The organism is Streptomyces sp. NPDC005791 (genome assembly GCF_042871485.1).
In the GTDB taxonomy this organism is placed as follows: Bacteria; Actinomycetota; Actinomycetes; order Streptomycetales; family Streptomycetaceae; genus Streptomyces.
Genome location: NZ_JBIAIP010000002.1, coordinates 416,830 through 434,909 on the forward strand (window position 1 = coordinate 416,830; position 18,080 = coordinate 434,909).

The 18,080-nt window shown below is 69.5% G+C and carries 17 protein-coding genes; all 17 read right to left on the reverse strand.

The window, feature by feature from the left end:
• Positions 1 to 44: 44 nt before the first annotated feature.
• Positions 45 to 1,487, reverse strand: coding sequence for a F0F1 ATP synthase subunit beta (gene atpD / locus ACFYSH_RS06185; protein ID WP_203182484.1), 1,443 nt, complete (start codon positions 1,485 to 1,487; stop codon positions 45 to 47).
• The gene (locus ACFYSH_RS06190; RefSeq protein ID WP_359472773.1) at positions 1,487 to 2,404 is read right to left on the reverse strand and encodes a F0F1 ATP synthase subunit gamma; all 918 of its coding nucleotides are present in this window, start codon (positions 2,402 to 2,404) and stop codon (positions 1,487 to 1,489) included. Before ACFYSH_RS06190 ends, atpD begins: the two co-directional genes overlap by 1 nt.
• Positions 2,405 to 2,407: 3 nt before the next feature.
• Positions 2,408 to 3,979: a F0F1 ATP synthase subunit alpha gene (atpA, locus tag ACFYSH_RS06195; RefSeq protein ID WP_359472771.1), complete on the reverse strand. Its 1,572-nt coding sequence runs from the start codon at positions 3,977 to 3,979 to the stop codon at positions 2,408 to 2,410.
• A 146-nt stretch (positions 3,980 to 4,125) separates the two neighbouring features.
• Positions 4,126 to 4,941 carry a F0F1 ATP synthase subunit delta gene (locus ACFYSH_RS06200; RefSeq protein ID WP_359472769.1) on the reverse strand — a complete coding sequence of 272 codons (816 nt, stop codon included), beginning with the start codon at positions 4,939 to 4,941 and terminating at the stop codon, positions 4,126 to 4,128.
• The gene (locus tag ACFYSH_RS06205) at positions 4,938 to 5,483 is read right to left on the reverse strand and encodes a F0F1 ATP synthase subunit B (RefSeq protein WP_359472766.1); all 546 of its coding nucleotides are present in this window, start codon (positions 5,481 to 5,483) and stop codon (positions 4,938 to 4,940) included. The genes ACFYSH_RS06200 and ACFYSH_RS06205 overlap by 4 nt, the downstream gene beginning before the upstream one ends.
• A gap of 42 nt (positions 5,484 to 5,525) precedes the next feature.
• A complete protein-coding gene (atpE, locus tag ACFYSH_RS06210; protein ID WP_014048348.1) occupies positions 5,526 to 5,771 on the reverse strand; it encodes an ATP synthase F0 subunit C in 246 nt (81 codons plus the stop codon).
• A gap of 74 nt (positions 5,772 to 5,845) precedes the next feature.
• Positions 5,846 to 6,661 carry a F0F1 ATP synthase subunit A gene (gene atpB, locus ACFYSH_RS06215; protein WP_359472764.1) on the reverse strand — a complete coding sequence of 272 codons (816 nt, stop codon included), beginning with the start codon at positions 6,659 to 6,661 and terminating at the stop codon, positions 5,846 to 5,848.
• Positions 6,662 to 6,883: 222 nt separating this feature from the next.
• Positions 6,884 to 7,321, reverse strand: a complete 438-nt coding sequence (locus ACFYSH_RS06220) for a hypothetical protein (RefSeq protein WP_359472800.1) — start codon at positions 7,319 to 7,321, stop codon at positions 6,884 to 6,886.
• Between the two features lie 263 nt (positions 7,322 to 7,584).
• Positions 7,585 to 8,955: an MraY family glycosyltransferase gene (locus tag ACFYSH_RS06225; protein WP_359472762.1), complete on the reverse strand. Its 1,371-nt coding sequence runs from the start codon at positions 8,953 to 8,955 to the stop codon at positions 7,585 to 7,587.
• A gap of 93 nt (positions 8,956 to 9,048) precedes the next feature.
• A complete protein-coding gene (gene glyA, locus ACFYSH_RS06230; RefSeq protein ID WP_388751108.1) occupies positions 9,049 to 10,338 on the reverse strand; it encodes a serine hydroxymethyltransferase in 1,290 nt (429 codons plus the stop codon).
• 137 nt (positions 10,339 to 10,475) lie between these two features.
• Entirely contained in the window at positions 10,476 to 11,117 is a 642-nt protein-coding gene (locus ACFYSH_RS06235; RefSeq protein WP_359472758.1) for a protein-tyrosine-phosphatase, read from the reverse strand.
• Positions 11,114 to 11,761, reverse strand: coding sequence for an L-threonylcarbamoyladenylate synthase (locus tag ACFYSH_RS06240; protein WP_359472756.1), 648 nt, complete (start codon positions 11,759 to 11,761; stop codon positions 11,114 to 11,116). The genes ACFYSH_RS06235 and ACFYSH_RS06240 overlap by 4 nt, the downstream gene beginning before the upstream one ends.
• A gap of 67 nt (positions 11,762 to 11,828) precedes the next feature.
• Complete coding sequence (gene prmC / locus ACFYSH_RS06245; RefSeq protein ID WP_056794331.1) at positions 11,829 to 12,674, reverse strand: peptide chain release factor N(5)-glutamine methyltransferase; 846 nt, start codon at positions 12,672 to 12,674, stop codon at positions 11,829 to 11,831.
• Positions 12,675 to 12,734: 60 nt separating this feature from the next.
• Entirely contained in the window at positions 12,735 to 13,811 is a 1,077-nt protein-coding gene (gene prfA / locus ACFYSH_RS06250; RefSeq protein ID WP_014154059.1) for a peptide chain release factor 1, read from the reverse strand.
• Positions 13,812 to 13,964: 153 nt separating this feature from the next.
• Positions 13,965 to 14,189 (reverse strand): 50S ribosomal protein L31, encoded by a 225-nt coding sequence (rpmE, locus tag ACFYSH_RS06255; RefSeq protein WP_073745232.1) that lies wholly within the window; start codon positions 14,187 to 14,189, stop codon positions 13,965 to 13,967.
• A gap of 188 nt (positions 14,190 to 14,377) precedes the next feature.
• Entirely contained in the window at positions 14,378 to 15,481 is a 1,104-nt protein-coding gene (locus ACFYSH_RS06260) for an LCP family protein (RefSeq protein ID WP_359472752.1), read from the reverse strand.
• A 413-nt stretch (positions 15,482 to 15,894) separates the two neighbouring features.
• Entirely contained in the window at positions 15,895 to 17,967 is a 2,073-nt protein-coding gene (gene rho, locus ACFYSH_RS06265; RefSeq protein ID WP_359472750.1) for a transcription termination factor Rho, read from the reverse strand.
• Positions 17,968 to 18,080: the final 113 nt, after the last annotated feature.

Here is an 18,080-nt window from a genome sequence, read left to right on the forward strand (position 1 = left end):
TGAGGGGGGCGGGACACACCCACCCCCCTCGGTGAGCCGGAGGCTCAGGAGACGCCGAGCTCCTTGGCGTTCGCCTTGAGGTCCTCGATGCCACCGCACATGAAGAACGCCTGCTCGGGGAAGTGGTCGTACTCCCCGTCACAGATCGCGTTGAACGCGGCGATCGACTCGTCGAGCGGAACGTCCGAACCGTCCAGGCCGGTGAACTGCTTGGCGGCGTGGGTGTTCTGCGACAGGAAGCGCTCGACGCGACGGGCACGGTGGACGACGAGCTTGTCCTCCTCGCCCAGCTCGTCGATACCGAGGATCGCGATGATGTCCTGGAGGTCCTTGTACTTCTGCAGGATCCCCTTGACACGGCTGGCCGTGTCGTAGTGGTCCTGCGCGATGTAACGCGGGTCCAGGATGCGGGACGTGGAGTCCAGCGGGTCCACGGCCGGGTAGATGCCCTTCTCGGAGATCGGACGGGAGAGAACCGTCGTCGCGTCGAGGTGGGCGAACGTGGTGGCCGGGGCCGGGTCGGTCAGGTCGTCCGCGGGGACGTAGATCGCCTGCATCGAGGTGATCGAGTGACCACGCGTCGAGGTGATGCGCTCCTGGAGCACACCCATCTCGTCGGCCAGGGTCGGCTGGTAACCCACTGCGGACGGCATGCGCCCGAGCAGCGTGGAGACCTCGGAACCGGCCTGCGTGAAGCGGAAGATGTTGTCGATGAAGAGCAGCACGTCCTGCTTCTGCACATCGCGGAAGTACTCCGCCATGGTCAGGGCGGACAGCGCGACCCGCAGACGGGTGCCCGGCGGCTCGTCCATCTGGCCGAAGACCAGCGCGGTCTTCTCCAGGACGCCCGAGTCGGTCATCTCGTCGATGAGGTCGTTGCCCTCACGGGTGCGCTCGCCGACACCGGCGAACACCGACACACCGTCGTGCAGCTTCGCCACACGCATGATCATTTCCTGGATGAGGACCGTCTTGCCGACGCCCGCACCACCGAACAGACCGATCTTGCCGCCCTTGACGTACGGGGTCAGCAGGTCGACGACCTTCAGGCCGGTCTCGAACATCTCGGTCTTCGACTCGAGCTGGTCGAAGGCCGGGGCCTTGCGGTGGATCGGCCAGCGCTCGGTGATCTGCGCCTCGGCCTCCGGCTCGTTCAGGATCTGACCGAGGGTGTTGAACACCTTGCCCTTGGTGATGTCACCGACGGGGACGGTGATGCCCGTACCCGTGTCGGTCACCGGGGCCTGGCGGACCACGCCGTCGGTGGGCTGCATCGAGATCGCGCGGACCATGCCGTCGCCCAGGTGCTGGGCGACCTCGAGGGTCAGCGTCTTACGAGCGCCGGCCTCGGCCGGGTCGTCGACCTCGATGTGCAGGGCGTTGTAGATCTCCGGCATCGCGTCGACGGGGAACTCCACGTCGACGACCGGGCCGATGACCCGGGCGACGCGGCCCGTGGCAGCGGCCGTCTCAACTGTCGTCGTCATTACTTGTCACTCCCCGCGGACGCGTCGGCCAGCGCACCTGCACCGCCGACGATCTCGCTGATTTCCTGGGTGATTTCGGCCTGGCGGGCCGCGTTGGCAAGCCGGGAGAGGCTCTTGATCAGATCCCCGGCGTTGTCGGTCGCCGACTTCATCGCACGACGACGGGCGGCGTGCTCGGAAGCGGCGGCCTGCAGCAGTGCGTTGTAGATACGGCTCTCGACGTAGCGCGGCAGAAGGGCGTCGAGGACGTCCTCCGCCGACGGCTCGAAGTCGAACAGCGGAAGGATCTCGCCCTTCTCGGTGCTCTCCTCCTCCGCCTTGTCGAGCGACAGCGGCAGCATCCGGCCGTCGACCGCGTTCTGCGTCATCATCGACACGAACTCCGTGAAGACGATGTGCAGCTCGTCGACGCCGCCCTCGGCCGTGTCCTTCTGGATGGACTCGATGAGGGGCTCGGCGATCTTCTTGGCGTCCGAGTACTCGGGGCTGTCGGTGAAGCCGGTCCACGACTCCGAGACCTTGCGCTCACGGAAGCCGTAGTACGCGACACCCTTGCGGCCGACGATGTACGTGTCGACCTCCTTGCCCTCGGCCGCCAGCCGCTCCCTCAGCTTCTCCGCCGCCTTGATGGCGTTGGAGGAGTAGCCGCCGGCCAGACCGCGGTCGCTCGTGAGGAGCAGGACCGCGGCCCGGGCCGGAGCCGCGACCTCGGTGGTGAGCGGGTGGTTGGTGTTCGAGCCGGTCGCCACCGCGGTCACCGCACGGGTGAGCTCGGTCGCGTACGGCATCGACGCCGCCACCTTGCGCTGCGCCTTGACGATGCGCGAGGCGGCGATCATCTCCATCGCCTTGGTGATCTTCTTGGTCGCGGTGACGGCTTGGATGCGGCGCTTGTAAACGCGAAGCTGAGCGCCCATCGATCAGCCCTCGCCCAGGAGCTTGCCGTCCGAGGTCTCGAACTGCTGCTTGAAGGAGGCGATCGCGTCGGCGATCGACTGCAGCGTGTCGTCGGACATCTTGCCGCCCTCGGCGATGCTGGTCAGGAGGTCCTTGCGCTCACGGCGCAGGAACTCGAGCAGCTCGCTCTCGAAGCGGCGGATGTCCTCGACCGGGACGTCGTCCATCTTGCCCGTGGTGCCGGCCCAGACGGAGACGACCTGCTCCTCCATCGGGAACGGGGCGTACTGCGGCTGCTTCAGCAGCTCGACCATGCGCTTACCGCGCTCCAGCGACGCCTTGGAGGCCGCGTCCAGGTCGGAACCGAAGGCGGCGAACGCCTCCAGCTCACGGAACTGGGCGAGGTCCACACGCAGTCGGCCGGAGACCTGCTTCATGGCCTTGTGCTGGGCGGAGCCACCGACTCGGGAGACCGAGATACCGACGTTGAGCGCCGGACGCTGACCCGCGTTGAACAGGTCGGACTCCAGGAAGCACTGGCCGTCGGTGATGGAGATGACGTTGGTCGGGATGAACGCCGACACGTCGTTCGCCTTGGTCTCGACGATCGGGAGGCCCGTCATCGAACCGGCGCCCATGTCGTCGGAGAGCTTGGCGCAGCGCTCCAGCAGACGCGAGTGCAGGTAGAAGACGTCGCCCGGGTAGGCCTCGCGGCCCGGCGGACGGCGCAGCAGAAGCGACACGGCGCGGTAGGCGTCGGCCTGCTTCGAGAGGTCGTCGAAGATGATGAGGACGTGCTTGCCGTCGTACATCCAGTGCTGGCCGATGGCCGAACCGGTGTACGGCGCCAGGTACTTGAAGCCGGCCGGGTCGGACGCCGGGGCGGCGACGATGGTCGTGTACTCGAGCGCGCCGGCCTCTTCGAGGGCACCGCGCACGGAGGCGATGGTGGAGCCCTTCTGACCGATGGCGACGTAGATGCAGCGCACCTGCTTGTTCACGTCGCCCGAGCGCCAGTTGTCGCGCTGGTTGATGATCGTGTCGACGGCCAGAGCGGTCTTACCCGTCTGACGGTCGCCGATGATCAGCTGACGCTGGCCGCGGCCGATCGGCACCATGGCGTCGACGGCCTTGTAGCCGGTCTGCATCGGCTCGTGCACCGACTTGCGGACCATGACGCCAGGGGCCTGCAGCTCGAGGGCGCGACGGCCTTCGGTCGCGATCTCGCCGAGACCGTCGATCGGGTTGCCGAGCGGGTCGACGACACGGCCGAGGTAGCCCTCGCCGACGCCGACGGAGAGCACCTCACCGGTGCGCTGCACCGGCTGGCCCTCCTCGATTCCGCTGAACTCGCCGAGGACGATCGCACCGATCTCGCGCTCCTCGAGGTTGAGGGCGAGACCGAGGGTGCCGTCCTCGAACTTCAGCAGCTCGTTCGCCATGGCGGAGGGCAGGCCCTCCACCTTCGCGATGCCGTCGCCGGCAACGCTGACCGTCCCGACCTCCTCGCGCGAGGCCGCGTCCGGCTGGTACGACTGGACAAAGTTATCCAGTGCGTCCCGGATCTCCTCCGGCCGGATCGTAAGCTCCGCCATCTGGGGTTCCCTGCTCTCCTTGTTGGGCCCGAAGTTTCTCAGTGGGGTCTGGGGGCGACCCCCAGGAATCTTCTGCAATTTCTGCACGGCCCAACCGGGCCGCTGTTCTTGCTCGTTCAGTTGGTGCGGTGTGGCGCTGCGCGCTGTCAGCCGGCCATCCTGCGGGTGACCTCTTCGAGGCGCTCCGCGATCGTGCCGTTGATGACCTCGTCACCGACGCGCACCGAGATCCCGCCGAGGACCTCGGGGTCCACGTCCAGGTTCAGGTGCATCTGCCGGCCGTAGATCTTCGCCAGGGCGGCGCCGAGGCGCTGCTTCTGGCGATCGGACAGCGGCACCGCCGAGGTGACGACGGCGACCATGCGGTCCCGGCGCTCCGCGGCGAGCCTGGACAGGGAGTCGAGTCCCGCTTCCAGGCTACGTCCCCGGGGCTGCGTCACGAGACGCGTGATCACACGCTCCGTGACGTGCTGGACCTTCCCGCCGAGCAGGCTGCGGAGCAGCTCGCCCTTGGCGGAGGCCGAAGCCGACTTGTCGGTCAGCGCGGAGCGCAGCGCGACGTCGGAGGCGACGATCCGGCCGAACCGGAACAGCTCGTCCTCGACGTCGTCGAGCGCACCGGCGCGCTGGGCCGCGGTGAGATCCGCGGTGTTCGCCAGTTCCTCGACCGAGTCCACCAGGTCACGCGACTGCGACCAGCGGGAGCGGACCATACCGGAGACCAGGTCCACGGCTTCGCCGCCCACCTGACCGCGCAGCAGTCGTCCGGCCAGCTCGGCCTTGGCCTCGCCGCCCTGCGACGGGTCGGTGAGGACCCGGCGCAGCGATACCTCGCGGTGGAGCAGCGCGGTGACGGCTGCCAGCTCCTCGGCGAGCTTCGCCGCGTCGACCGACGTGGAGTCGGTCAGTGCGTCGAGGCGCTCGCGTGCGGAGGCCAGCGCCTCGCGGCTCGCTCCGTTCATCGGACGGCCTCGGCCTTCGCCTCGAGCTCGTCGAGGAAACGGTCGACGGTGCCGCTCTGCCGGGCGTGGTCCTCGAGGGACTCGCCGACGAGCTTGCCGGCCAGGGCGGTGGCGAGGGTGCCCACGTCCTGACGCAGCGCGGACGCCGCGGCCTTGCGGTCGGCCTCGATCTGGGCGTGGCCCGCGGCGATGATCTCCTCGCGCTGCCGCTGACCTTCCGCCCTCATCTCCTGGATGATGACGGCACCCTGCTCCTGCGCCTCCTGGCGCAGGCGTGCGGCCTCGTGCCGGGCCTCGGCGAGCTGAGCCTTGTACTGCTCAAGAACGCTCTGGGCCTCGGTCTGAGCCGCGTCGGCCTTCTCGATTCCGCCTTCGATGGCCTCGCGGCGCTCTTCCAGAACCTTCTCGATGTTCGGGAGGAGCTTCTTGGCGAGGAAGCCGAAGACGATGGCGAAGGCGATCAGGCCGATGACGATCTCGGGGATCGCCGGAAGCAGCGGGTTCTGGATCTCTTCCTCGGCCGCCAGCTGTAGGGCGTTCACATCAATGCCTTTCGTCGCATCGGGCAGTCGGAATGCCGCGACTTAGTCGACCGGGTAGACGAAGGGCATGACGAGACCGATCAGGGCGAGCGCCTCACAGAGGACGAAGCCGAGGATCTGGTTCGAGCGGATCAGGCCGGCAGCTTCGGGCTGACGGGCCAGCGCCTGGGTGCCGTTACCGAAGATGATGCCGACGCCGACGCCGGGGCCGATCGCGGCGAGGCCGTAACCGATGGAACCGAGGTTGCCCGTGATGTTGACGGCGGCGAGGGTCTCAAGAGCGGACATGCCGTTTCTTCCTTCTCTTTCAGAACCGGTGGGGGTTGGCCACCGGACGACTATCGGGGGTGGAGCTGGACTGCTCAGTGCTCCTTGGCGAGAGCACCCTGAAGGTAGTTGCAGGCCAGAAGGACGAACACGTAGGCCTGCAGCGCCTGGATGAACAGCTCGAAAGCGGTCATCAGGATGGTCATCACGAACGAGATACCGGCGTAAGCGATGCCGATCCCGTTCAGCAGGTACCAGCTGGCGATGGTGAAGATCAGCAGCAGCACGTGGCCGGCGAACATGTTGGCGAACAGTCGCACGGCGTGCGTGAACGGCCGGATCAGCAGGTTCGACATGATCTCGATGAGCATGACGAAGGGAAGAGCCGGGCCGATCGACGGGTCGTAGCCGGAGATGTTCTTCCAGCCGCCGACGAAGCCGTGCCGCTTGAAGGTCACGCTGACCCACAGGACGTACACGATCGCGGCCAGCGCCACCGGGAATCCGATGACCGAGACCACCGGGAACTGGGCGAGCGGAATGATCGCCCAGAGGTTCATGATCCAGATGAAGAAGAACAGCGAGACCATGAGGGGCACGTACTTCTTGCCCTCGCGCTTGCCGAGCGTCTCGTACACCACACCGGTGCGGATGAAGTCGTAACCCGCCTCGGCGACCATCTGGAGCTTTCCGGGCACCAGCTTCGGCTTACCGAAGGCGGCCCAGAAGAAGCCGACGACGACAACGGTGCTCAGGACCGCCAGCAGCATCGGCTTGTTGATCTCGATGCCGCCGACGGTGAACATCGGCTCGAAAACAAATGAGTGCAGGCCGGGAGCCGGGAAGCCGCATCCGTCAAAGATGTGGCAGTCGGTCTCGAAGGCGAGCACCGTCGTCGGGTCAGCACTCACCGCGGGCTCCTTCAGCGTGGCGCATAGGTACGGCAACCTCGTTGTGTCGGCGCGGCAAGCAGCCGCTGGTCGGCACTGGACTGGTGTTACGGATGGGGGGCGGCTCAGGCATTACGCCTCGCGATGGAGCAGGCGCCGATTTTGATGCCCGCGCCCGCAGTGCCGCAGTTGGCACCGGACGATAGCAGGGTCTCGAACGCTCGCTTATCCCGGCCCTACCCCTCACGTCGAAGACCCCATGTTCTCGGGCGTCTTACCCGCGGACGAGTCCGGCTCGACGTAAAGAATCTTGGTCTTCATGTGCACGCGGATCTGCGCCGCGACCCAGGCGAGGGTGGCGACCATCACCGCGGCCGCGAAGGCCCGGGGATTGAACAGCGTCGTGTCCTTGAAGGCGGCGACGAAAACGAAGAGCAGCAGCAGTTCGGTCGTGTACAGCACGAGCCCCATGGACTGGAACAGGTGCGGCAGGGACCTGGCCGTGCGCTGCAGGACGCCGAGTCCGATCCCCATGAAGAGGATCACCACCAGCGTCCCGGCCGCTGCACCGATCGCCCCCTTGCCGCCGGCGAGCGCAGCGCTGACGGCAACGGTGACGACACCGGCGGCAGCAGTGGGCACGGCGGTGTGGAGGAGAGTCCGGGCGTCGTTGGACGGCATGGCGGTTACTCCGCGTTGCAGGGGGTGGTCAGTGGTCGTCATGGACGAGCGTAGGCCCGGCCGGAGTCGATGCTTCGGGCCGAAGGGCCGTGCTACTCAGGTCCTTCGGCTTCCTCACCGGGCTTCGTGAACGCTATCACAAACTATTTGATGAGGTCTTTACTCAGAAAGTGTGCCAGCTGTCACACATGAGGGTTAGCCCGCGCGTGTGTGCAGAACAACACGGCACTATGTCTGGTATAGGGACTTCTGCGTCGGCGCTGCTAACGCGACGAGTCGGCCCGGTCCCGATCTGTGAAGCGCGAACGGGGGCCGATCGCTGTCGCTCCGTTGACGCCGGAGACACCCACGGACACCGGGGCCCGTTCCGGCTCCGGGGTGGCCATCTGCGTGCCCTGAGACCCGTGTTGGCCGTCCGGGGCGCCGTCGGTCTGTTCCTCGTGGCCTTCCGGCCGGCGGCGGCGATACCGCGGAGGCACGAAGGCCTCGGCCCAGCGCGGGGCCCGCGGGGTGAAGCGCGGCATGAGCAGCAGGACCAGGCCCACCGCGCTGAGCCCCACGATCACCAGCACGATCCACAGCGACGCGGAGTGCACCGAGTAGCCGACCGCGCCGAACGCGATCAGCGCGGACCAGAAGTACATGATCAGCACGGACCTGCTGTGCGAGTGCCCGATCTCCAGCAGCCGGTGGTGCAGGTGACCGCGGTCGGCCGCGAACGGCGACTGACCGTTCCAGGTACGGCGCACGATGGCGAGGATGAGGTCGGCGGCCGGGATCGCGATGATCGTCAGGGGCAGCAGCAGCGGGATGAAGACCGGCAGCATCGCGTGGGTCGCCTGCCGCTCACTGCCCTCGAAGAGCTTCATCGCGTCCGGGTCGACCTGCCCGGTGACCGAGATCGCGCCGGCCGCCAGCACCAGCCCGATCAGCATCGATCCGGAGTCACCCATGAAGATCCGGGCGGGGTGCATGTTGTGCGGCAGGAAGCCGAGGCACATGCCCATCAGGATCGCGGCGAAGAGCGTCGCGGGGGCCGCCGCCTCGATCCCGTACCCGTACCACAGGCGGTAGGTGTACAGGAAGAACGCCGCGGCCGCGATGCAGACCATGCCGGCCGCGAGGCCGTCCAGGCCGTCGACGAAGTTGACCGCGTTGATGGTGATGACCACCAGCGCGACGGTGAGGAGCGTGCCCTGCCACTGGGTGAGCGCGACGGTCCCCAGGCCGGGGATGGGCAGCCACAGGATCGTCAGGCCCTGGATGACCATCACCGCGGCGGCGATCATCTGACCGCCGAGCTTGATCAGCGCGTCGATCTCGAACTTGTCGTCCAGGACGCCGATCAGCCAGATCAGGGCGGCGCCGGACAGCAGTGCCCTGGGTTCGTTGGAGAGCTCGAAGACGCCGTTCAGGTTGAACATGTGGTCCGAGACGATCAGCCCCGCGCACAGTCCGCCGAACATGGCGATGCCGCCGAGCCGAGGTGTCGGTTCTCGGTGCACGTCACGCGCACGGATCGCGGGCATCGCCCCGACCGCGATGGCGAACTTCCGCACCGGTCCGGTCAGCAGATAGGTAACTGCGGCCGTGACACAGAGCGTCAGCAGGTAATCACGCACGGGCTGCCCCACAGAATTCGCCGGCCATCTCAGCCCCACACCCTAGTCTCAAGAACAAGGACACCGAGCCACGGGTGTTGGTTGCACCTGCGTCGTCCCCACCGCCTACCCCGGATACGGGGGATTCCGCTCGACGAGTCCCCGCACCTCGGCCCGCAGCGGACCCGGCTCGCGTTCCTCGCGCACGGCCGCGCCGAACAGGGCCGCGATCCGCGTCATGTCGTCCTCGTCCATGCCCTGGGTGGTCACGGCCGCCGTGCCGAGCCGGATACCACGCGCGTCCCCGTACGGCAGGGCGCAGGTGTCCAGGACCATGCCCGCGGCCATCAGCCGCTCGCGGGCGGTGCGGCCGTCGACGCCGAGCGGGGCGGGGTCCGCGACCACGAGGTGGGTGTCCGTACCGCCCGTGGTGATCTCGAAGCCCTCTGCTTCGAGAGCGGCCGCCAGGACGCGGGCGTGTGCGACGACCCGGTGGGCGTAGACCGCGTACGCCGGGGTCGCGGCCTCGCCGAACGCGACGGCCTTCGCCGCGACCGTGTGCATCTGGGCGCCGCCCTGGGTGAACGGGAACACCGCGCGGTCGATCCGCTCCGACAGCTCGACGCCGCACAGGATCATCCCGCCGCGCGGTCCGCGCAGCACCTTGTGGGTGGTGGCGCACACGACGTCCGCGTACGGCACCGGGCTGGGGGCCGCTCCCCCGGCGATGAGCCCCATCGGGTGCGCGGCGTCAGCGATCAGGTACGCGCCCACCTCGTCGGCGATGTCCCGGAACCGCTCGTAGTCCGGGTGCCGGGGGTACGAGATCGAGCCGCAGACGATCGCCTTGGGGCGCCGGGCACGGGCCAGGGCGCGTACCTGTGCGTAGTCGATGAGCCCGCTGTCGGGGTCGACGCCGTAGCCGGCGAACTCGAACCACCGTCCGGAGAAGTTGCCCGGCGCTCCATGGGTGAGGTGCCCGCCGTACGGGAGTCCCATGGCCAGCACCGTGTCGCCGGGACGCAGCAGCGCGGCGTAGGCGGCGAGGACGGCCGAGGAGCCCGAGTGCGGCTGGACGTTGGCGTGTTCCGCGCCGAACAGCGACATGGCGCGCCGGACCGCGGCCCGCTCCGCGGCGTCGGCCTGCTCGCAGCCGCCGTGATGGCGGGCTCCGGGGTAGCCCTCGGCGTACTTGTTGGCGAGCGGGGAGCCGAGGGCGGCGAGGACCGCGGGCGAGGTGAAGTTCTCGGCGGCGACGAGCTGGAGGGTGCGGGCCTGCCGGCCCGCCTCGGCCAGCAGGATGCCGCCGATCTCCGGATCCTGCCGCAGCAGGGCGCCGAAGTCCTGCGGCACGGCGGCGGCGGACGGGGAGGGTGCTGGTGCGGCCGCGCGTGCGGCGGGAGTGGTGACCGGCATCTGACGGCTCCGGGCCTGGAGGGGGGTGCGTGGCGTCAGATCCAATGTAGGCCCGCCCCCGGCCGCCTGCCCGCTGCCGGGCGCACCTCTACGCCGGTCGGCGCACCCCCGGTGACGGGCCCTCCCCCACGAGGCCCTCAGTGCGGGGCGTTCACTCCGGTCAGTGCGGTCATGACGGGATCGAGTGCCTGGCTGATCTCGTCGCCGATGGAGCGGAAGAAGGTGATCGGGGCGCCGTACGGGTCGTAGACCTCGTCCGCGTCGGCGGTCGGGGCCAGCAGCCAGCCGCGCAGGGCGGCCGCCGCCCGGACCAGCGCGCGGGCACGCTCGACGACGCCCTCCTCGCGGGCGTCGGGCAGCGTGGCGGGGTCTATGGCCCGCACCAGCCGGGTGAACTCCTTGAGCGTGAAGGTCCGCAGGCCCGCCGAGTGGCCCATGGAGATCACCTGGGCGCGGTGGTCCCGGGTCGCGGTGAGCACCAGGTCGGCGCGGATGACGTGCTCGTCCAGGAGCTCACGGCCGACGAAGCCGGTGGCGTCTGCGCCGAAGTCGGCGAGGACGACCTCCGCGTTGGCCTCCATGGGGGCACCCTCGTGTCCCCAGGTGCCCGCGCTCTCCACGATGAGGCCGCCGCTGAGCGGGTCTCCGAGCCGGTCCACGAGGGCATGACGGGTCAGCCGCTCGGTGATGGGCGAGCGGCAGACGTTGCCGGTGCTGACGTGGAGGATGCGGAAGGTGTCGTACCGACCCGCTATGCCACGCCCCTCAGGGGCGGTCAATTGGCCACCTCGAGGTCGGGTACCACCTTGCGGAGTTCCTCGACCGAGAGGGCGCCCGCTCGCAGCAGGACCGGGACCTTGCCGGTGACGTCGACGATGGACGACGGGACGATGCCGGGGGTGGGACCGCCGTCGAGGTAGACGGAGACGCTGTCGCCGAGCATTTCCTGGGCGGCGTCGCAGTCCTCGGGTGAGGGGTGTCCGGTGAGGTTGGCACTGGAGACGGCCATCGGGCCGACCTCCGTGAGGAGCTCGATGGCGACCGGGTGCAGGGGCATCCGGACGGCGACGGTGCCACGGGTGTCGCCGAGGTCCCACTGCAGCGACGGCTGGTGCCTGGCGACGAGCGTGAGGGCGCCGGGCCAGAACGCGTCGACGAGCTCCCATGCCTGCTCGGAGAAGTCGGTGACCAGGCCGTGCAGGGTGTTCGGGGAGCCGATCAGCACCGGGGTCGGCATGTTACGGCCGCGGCCCTTCGCGTCGAGCAGGTCGGCGACACCCTCCGAGCTGAAGGCGTCCGCACCGATCCCGTACACGGTGTCGGTGGGCAGCACGACCAGTTCGCCGCGGCGGACGGCGGACGCGGCTTCACGCAGGCCGGTCGTACGGTCGGTCGCGTCGTTGCAGTCGTATCGCCGTGCCATCAGCCGGCCTCCTCGGACATGTACGGGTCTGTCGGGTGGGGATCGTGCGGTGCCGGGGTCCCGGTGGTCACGGCATGGCCTTGCGGGCCGTCGCGAACCGGGGCCGGTTGTTCAGGTCGGGGTGGTCGGCCGCGTCGGCCCAGCCCCGCTCCTCGGTGAAGATCCACGGCACCTGGCCGCCCTGCGTGTCCGCGTGCTCGATGACGACGAGCCCGCCGGGCCGGAGCAGACGGTGCGCGGTGCGCTCGATGCCGCGGATGGTGTCGAGGCCGTCCTCGCCGGAGAAGAGCGCCATCTGCGGGTCGTGGTCGCGGGCCTCCGGCGCCACGTACTCCCATTCGGTGAGCGGGATGTAGGGCGGGTTGGAGATGACCAGGTCGACCTGGCCGTCGAGCTCCGGAAGGGCGCTCAGGGCGTCGCCGCGGTGGACGGTGACCCTGGACCCCTCGGCGTTCTTCCGCGTCCACCGGAGGGCGTCCTCGGACAGCTCCACGCCGTGCACACGCGAGCGCGGCACCTCCTGCGCCATGGCGAGCGCGATCGCGCCCGATCCGGTGCAGAGGTCGACGATCAGCGGTTCGACGACGTCCATCGCGCGGACCGCGTCTATCGCCCAGCCGACGACCGACTCGGTCTCCGGGCGCGGTACGAAGACACCGGGGCCGACCTGGAGTTCCAGGTAGCGGAAGAAGGCGCGGCCGGTGATGTGCTGGAGCGGCTCACGGGCCTCGCGGCGGGCGATCGTCTCCCAGTAGCGGGCGTCGAAGTCGGCGTCCGGCACATGGTGCAGCTCGCCCCGCTTGACGCCGTGCACGAACGCGGCGAGTTCCTCGGCGTCGAAGCGCGGCGAGGGGACACCGGCGTCGGCCAGCCGCTGGGTGGCCTGGGCCACCTCGGCGAGCAGCAGGTTCATCGCGGTTCTCCGTACGGGTTCACGAGCGGGGCGGGGCGGGTGTCACGCGCCGTGCGCGGCTTATGCGGCAGCGAGCTTGGCGGCCGAGTCGGCGTCGACGCAGGCCTGGATGACGGCGTCGAGGTCACCGTCGAGGACCTGGTCCAAGTTGTACGCCTTGAAGCCGACGCGGTGGTCGGAGATCCGGTTCTCCGGGAAGTTGTACGTCCGGATCTTCTCGGAACGGTCCACGGTGCGCACCTGGCTGCGGCGTACGTCGGAGGCTTCCTGCTCGGCGGCTTCCTGGGCGGCGGCCAGCAGCCGGGACCGCAGGATGCGCATGGCCTGCTCCTTGTTCTGGAGCTGGCTCTTCTCGTTCTGGCAGGAGGCGACGACACCGGTCGGCAGGTGGGTGATGCGCACGGCGGAGTCCGTGGTGTTGACGGACTGACCGCCGGGGCCCGAGGAGCGGTACACGTCGATGCGCAGGTCGTTGGCGTGGATCTCCACGTCGACCTCCTCCGCCTCCGGCGTGACGAGCACTCCGGCGGCCGAGGTGTGGATGCGGCCCTGTGACTCGGTGGAGGGCACGCGCTGCACACGGTGCACACCGCCCTCGTACTTCATCCGCGCCCAGACTCCCTGGCCGGGCTCGGTGGCGCCGTTGCCGCCCTTGGTCTTCACGGCGACCTGGACGTCCTTGTAGCCGCCCAGTTCGGACTCGGTGGAGTCGATGATCTCGGTCTTCCAGCCGACGCGCTCGGCGTAGCGCAGATACATGCGCAGGAGGTCGCCGGCGAACAGGGCGGACTCGTCGCCGCCCGCGCCCGCCTTGATCTCCAGGAGCACGTCCTTGTCGTCGCTGGGGTCACGCGGGACCAGGAGGAGGCGGAGCTTCTCGGTGATCTCCTCGCGCTGCTTCTCCAGCACCTTGACCTCGGCGGCGAAGTCCGGGTCGTCGGCCGCGAATTCACGGGCGGTCCCGATGTCGTCGCCGGTCTGCTTCCAGGACCGGTAGGTGGAGACGATCGGGGTCAGCTCCGCGTAGCGCTTGTTGAGCTTGCGCGCGTTGGCCTGGTCGGCGTGGACCGACGGGTCGGCGAGCTTCTTCTCGAGATCGGCGTGCTCGCCGATCAGTTCCTCGACCGCCTCGAACATCTTCGGGCTCCTGGTTTCTGCGTCATACGTCTGCGGGCCTGCTGGACGGTGTGGCGCCGGTTCCGCACCGCGGAGGCGCGTCCGGCCGCACAGCCGGAAAAAGCGCCGGTCCCGGCACCCGCTGAGGGCGTCGGGAACCGGCGCAAGGGCTCGCTACTTGCTGGCGGAGCCGGCGGCCTTGCCGAAGCGGGCCTCGAAGCGGGCCACGCGGCCGCCGGTGTCGAGGATCTTCTGCTTGCCCGTGTAGAACGGGTGGCACTCGGAGCAGACGTCGGCGCGGATGGCGCCGCCCTCGAGGGTGCTCCGGGTGGTGAACGACGCACCGCAGGTGCAGCTGACCTGCGTCTCGACGTACTGGGGGTGAATGTCGCGCTTCAAGGTGTCTCCTAGGTTCGGGAGGGCTCCGGGTCGTTCGCGCGGATTGCGCGTCCGTGAACCGGGACCGACGTACCAGTCTGCCAGGACCGGCCGTATCTCCCAAAACGAGGACCCGGCCGGGTGTATTCCCGTGCGGGCGGGGTACGTTCCGCGACCGCGCGGTGACGGAAGGTCCACCGCCGGGGGTCTTATCCGACGACCTTCCCCGCCCCGCCCTTGTCGCCGGCCGACTGCGCCGTGGCGGACGCCGGGATCGGCTCGTCCCGCTTGAGCGCGGCCCAGACCTGCCGGCCGGCCTTCTCCTGGGGCAGTACGCGGTTCGGGTCGTCCTGGTCGTACTCGACGGGCAGGGTGACCATGTCGACGTTCTTCGAGCCGAGGCCCTTGAGCCCGTCGGCGAAGCCCGTGAGCTTCTTGACGGAGGCCAGCGCGGAGTCGGTGGTGACGGCCTTGGTCGCGGCGTCCGCGAGGCCGAACAGCTTCTGCGGGTCCGAGAACACCCCGACGCTCTTCGCCTGGTCCATCAGCGCCTTCACGAACGCCTGCTGGAGCTGGATCCGGCCCAGGTCGCTGCCGTCGCCGACGCTCTCCCGCGTACGGACGAGGCCGAGCGACTGTTCCCCGCTCAGGGTGTGGGTGCCCGCCGTCAGCGAGAGATGGCTGTCGGGGTCGTCGATCGCCTGCGAGGTGGTGATCTCCACGCCGCCCAGCTCGTCGATCAGCTTCTTGAACCCGGTGAAGTCGACCTCGACGTAATGGTCCATGCGGATACCGGACATGGCCTCGACGGTCTTCACCGCGCAGGCCGGCCCGCCGACCGCGTACGCCGTGTTGAACATCGCCTCGTGCTCGGCGCCGACCTGTTCGCCGGTCGTGTCACTCGTGCAGGCGGGCCGGTCGACGAGGGTGTCCCGTGGGACGGAGACCACACTCGCGGAGGTGTGGCCCTCGTCGACGTGGACGACCATCGCGGTGTCCGCCCGGGCGGAGCCCTCGTCGGCGCCGTACTCGGCGTTGGCGCCGGAGCGGGAGTCCGAGCCCAGCACCAGGATGTCCTGCGAGCCGTTGTCGACGTCGTCGGGGCGCTCGGCTCCCAGGGCCGCGTCGATGTCGACGCCCTTCAGGTTCCCGTTGAGCGTGGAGTAGGCGTAACCGAGCCCGGACCCCCCGACGACCACCAGGGCGGCGGCGCCCCACAGGGCGATCCTCTTGGCCCGGCGCCCCCGGGACGGCTTCCTCCGGCGGCTGCCGGTGCCGCGTATGCGGCCGGCGCTCCTGCTCTGCTCGCTCATGCGTTCCCTCTTCCGCTTCTCGCTGTGACCCCCTGCCGTGGTGCACGGGCGCGGTCCGGCGTCACTCGGTGGGACGCCGGAGCACCCAGCAGCCTCGCACAACGACCTGAGGCCCCCGTCCGGTGACGGGGGCCTCGGGGGAAGCGGGCGAGCGGTCCCCCGCCCCGGTGCTCACCTGGTGTTTCAGCCGAACGGGCCGTGGTCGCTCCGGTCGGCGCCGAGCGCGACGCGTGTGGCAAAGATCGCACCCGAGGACGTGAGGTCGCCCAGGGGGCGGCCGGCGCCTTCCGACGGCACCCCGGAGGCCCCCGGCCACCTGGCCGGAAGGCGCAACTCATCCGCACCGGAGGACACCTGATGCCCCGCCACACTTTCGTGACGGGGCATCAGTTTCAAGCCGTGAGCCGAAGACGTCAGTCGTTGCCGTTGCCCGGCGTCGTCTTCTGGATCTGGAGCAGGAACTCCGCGTTGGACTGCGTCTTCTTCATGCGGTCCAGCAGCAGCTCGATCGCCTGCTGCTGGTCGAGGGCGTGAAGCACCCGGCGCAGCTTCCAGACCACGGCCAGCTCGTCCGTGCCGAGCAGGATCTCTTCCTTACGGGTGCTGGACGCGTCGACGTCCACCGCCGGGAAGATGCGCTTGTCCGAGAGCTTCCGGTCGAGCTTGAGCTCCATGTTGCCGGTGCCCTTGAACTCCTCGAAGATCACCTCGTCCATGCGCGAGCCGGTCTCGACGAGCGCGGTGGCCAGGATGGTCAGCGAGCCGCCGTCCTCGATGTTGCGCGCGGCACCGAAGAAGCGCTTCGGCGGGTACAGCGCGGTCGAGTCGACACCACCGGACAGGATGCGGCCGGAGGCCGGCGCCGCCAGGTTGTAGGCGCGGCCCAGACGGGTGATCGAGTCCAGCAGGACGACCACGTCGTGGCCCAGCTCCACGAGGCGCTTCGCGCGCTCGATGGCGAGCTCGGCGACCGTGGTGTGGTCCTCCGCGGGGCGGTCGAAGGTCGAGGAGATGACCTCGCCCTTCACCGACCGCTGCATGTCGGTGACCTCTTCCGGACGCTCGTCGACCAGGACGACCATCAGGTGGCACTCGGGGCTGTTGACCGTGATCGCGTTGGCGATGGCCTGCAGGATCATGGTCTTACCGGTCTTCGGCGGGGCCACGATCAGGCCTCGCTGGCCCTTGCCGATCGGGGCGACCAGGTCGATGATCCGGGTGGTCAGGACGTTGGAGTCGGTCTCCAGACGGAGCCTGTCCTGCGGGTACAGCGGGGTCAGCTTCTGGAACTCGGGACGGCCGCGGCCGCTCTCCGGCGCCATGCCGTTGACGGAGTCGAGACGGACCAGCGCGTTGAACTTCTCGCGGCGCTCCCCGTCCTTGGGCTGACGCACCGCACCGGTGACGTGGTCACCCTTGCGCAGGCCGTTCTTACGGACCTGGGCGAGCGAGACGTACACGTCGTTCGGGCCCGGCAGGTAGCCGGAGGTCCGGATGAACGCGTAGTTGTCGAGGATGTCGAGGATGCCCGCGACGGGGATCAGGACGTCGTCGTCGGCCACCTGGACGTCGGTCGCGAAGTCGTCGCGGCCACGACGGCCACGGCGGTCGCGGTAGCGGCCCCTGCGACCGCGCCGGCCGCCCTCGTCGTCGTAACCGTCGTCCTGCTGGCCGCCGCCACCCTGCTGGCCCTGGCCCTGGCTCTGGCCCTGGCTCTGGCCGCCGCCCTGCTGACCCTGACGGCGTCCGCCGCCCTGCTGGCCCTGGTCGTCGCCCTTGCCGCGGCGGTCACGCTGGCGGTCCCGGCGGTCACCGCGGTCACCGCGGTCCTGACGGTCGCCGCGACGGCCGTCCTGGCGGTCGCCCCGACGGCCCTCGGCGGTGTCCGTGGCGGACTCCGCCTTCGCGTCGGCCTTCGGCTCGCCACGCTCGTCGGCGCGGTCCTGGCGGCCCTCGCTCTTCGGCTCGGCCTTCGGCTCGGCGTCCGCCTTGGACTCGGCCTTGGGCTCCGCCTTGGTGTCGGGGCTGCCCGCCTGCGCGGTGGCCCTGCGACGACGGCGCTCGCCCGTGGGCTGGTCGTCGCTGGCCGGCTGTCCGGGGATGTCGATCTGCTGCTGGGCGGCGGCGTCGGCGGCCGGTGCGGCAGCGGTCTCGTCACCGGTGCGCGTCTTCGACGTGGCACGCCGCTTCGGCTTGCTCCCGGCGTCCGTACCGGCGGCTGCGGCGGCCTTGGGGGCGGGCGCGGAGGATCCTCCGGCCTGCGCCTCCTTGATGACCTCGATCAGCTGGCTCTTGCGCATCCGCGCGGTTCCCCTGATGCCGAGGCCGGACGCGACCTGCTGCAGCTCGGCCAGGACCATGCCCTCGAGGCCGGTGCCGGAGCGGCGGCGCCGTGCGGTGGTGCCAGTGGCAGCACCTTCGGCGGGCGCGGAGCTGTCGACGCTCTTGTCGGCGCTCACGCCCATCAGATCGGTGGTGTCGCTCACGAAGGGTCCTTCCCTGGAGCGGACGTCGGCCTTCTGGCTCGGCGACCGGTTGTGCTGTCCGACTGCGGTCTGTTGATCGTGTCGATCGCGGACCTTGCCGGGGCGGTGGTCCG

Bases quoted from the DNA above. Each gene is read 5' to 3' on its own strand.
- prmC (WP_056794331.1), bottom strand. From the start codon at position 12,674: ATGAACCTGCTGCTCGCCGAGGTGGCCCAGGCCACCCAGCGGCTGGCC.
- atpA (WP_359472771.1), bottom strand. From the start codon at position 3,979: ATGGCGGAGCTTACGATCCGGCCGGAGGAGATCCGGGACGCACTGGAT.
- prfA (WP_014154059.1), bottom strand. From the start codon at position 13,811: ATGTTCGAGGCGGTCGAGGAACTGATCGGCGAGCACGCCGATCTCGAG.
- ACFYSH_RS06200 (WP_359472769.1), bottom strand. From the start codon at position 4,941: ATGAACGGAGCGAGCCGCGAGGCGCTGGCCTCCGCACGCGAGCGCCTC.
- ACFYSH_RS06260 (WP_359472752.1), bottom strand. From the start codon at position 15,481: ATGAGCGAGCAGAGCAGGAGCGCCGGCCGCATACGCGGCACCGGCAGC.
- glyA (WP_388751108.1), bottom strand. From the start codon at position 10,338: ATGCCGGTCACCACTCCCGCCGCACGCGCGGCCGCACCAGCACCCTCC.
- atpE (WP_014048348.1), bottom strand. From the start codon at position 5,771: ATGTCCGCTCTTGAGACCCTCGCCGCCGTCAACATCACGGGCAACCTC.
- ACFYSH_RS06190 (WP_359472773.1), bottom strand. From the start codon at position 2,404: ATGGGCGCTCAGCTTCGCGTTTACAAGCGCCGCATCCAAGCCGTCACC.
- atpD (WP_203182484.1), bottom strand. From the start codon at position 1,487: ATGACGACGACAGTTGAGACGGCCGCTGCCACGGGCCGCGTCGCCCGG.
- ACFYSH_RS06220 (WP_359472800.1), bottom strand. From the start codon at position 7,321: ATGCCGTCCAACGACGCCCGGACTCTCCTCCACACCGCCGTGCCCACT.
- ACFYSH_RS06240 (WP_359472756.1), bottom strand. From the start codon at position 11,761: ATGGCACGGCGATACGACTGCAACGACGCGACCGACCGTACGACCGGC.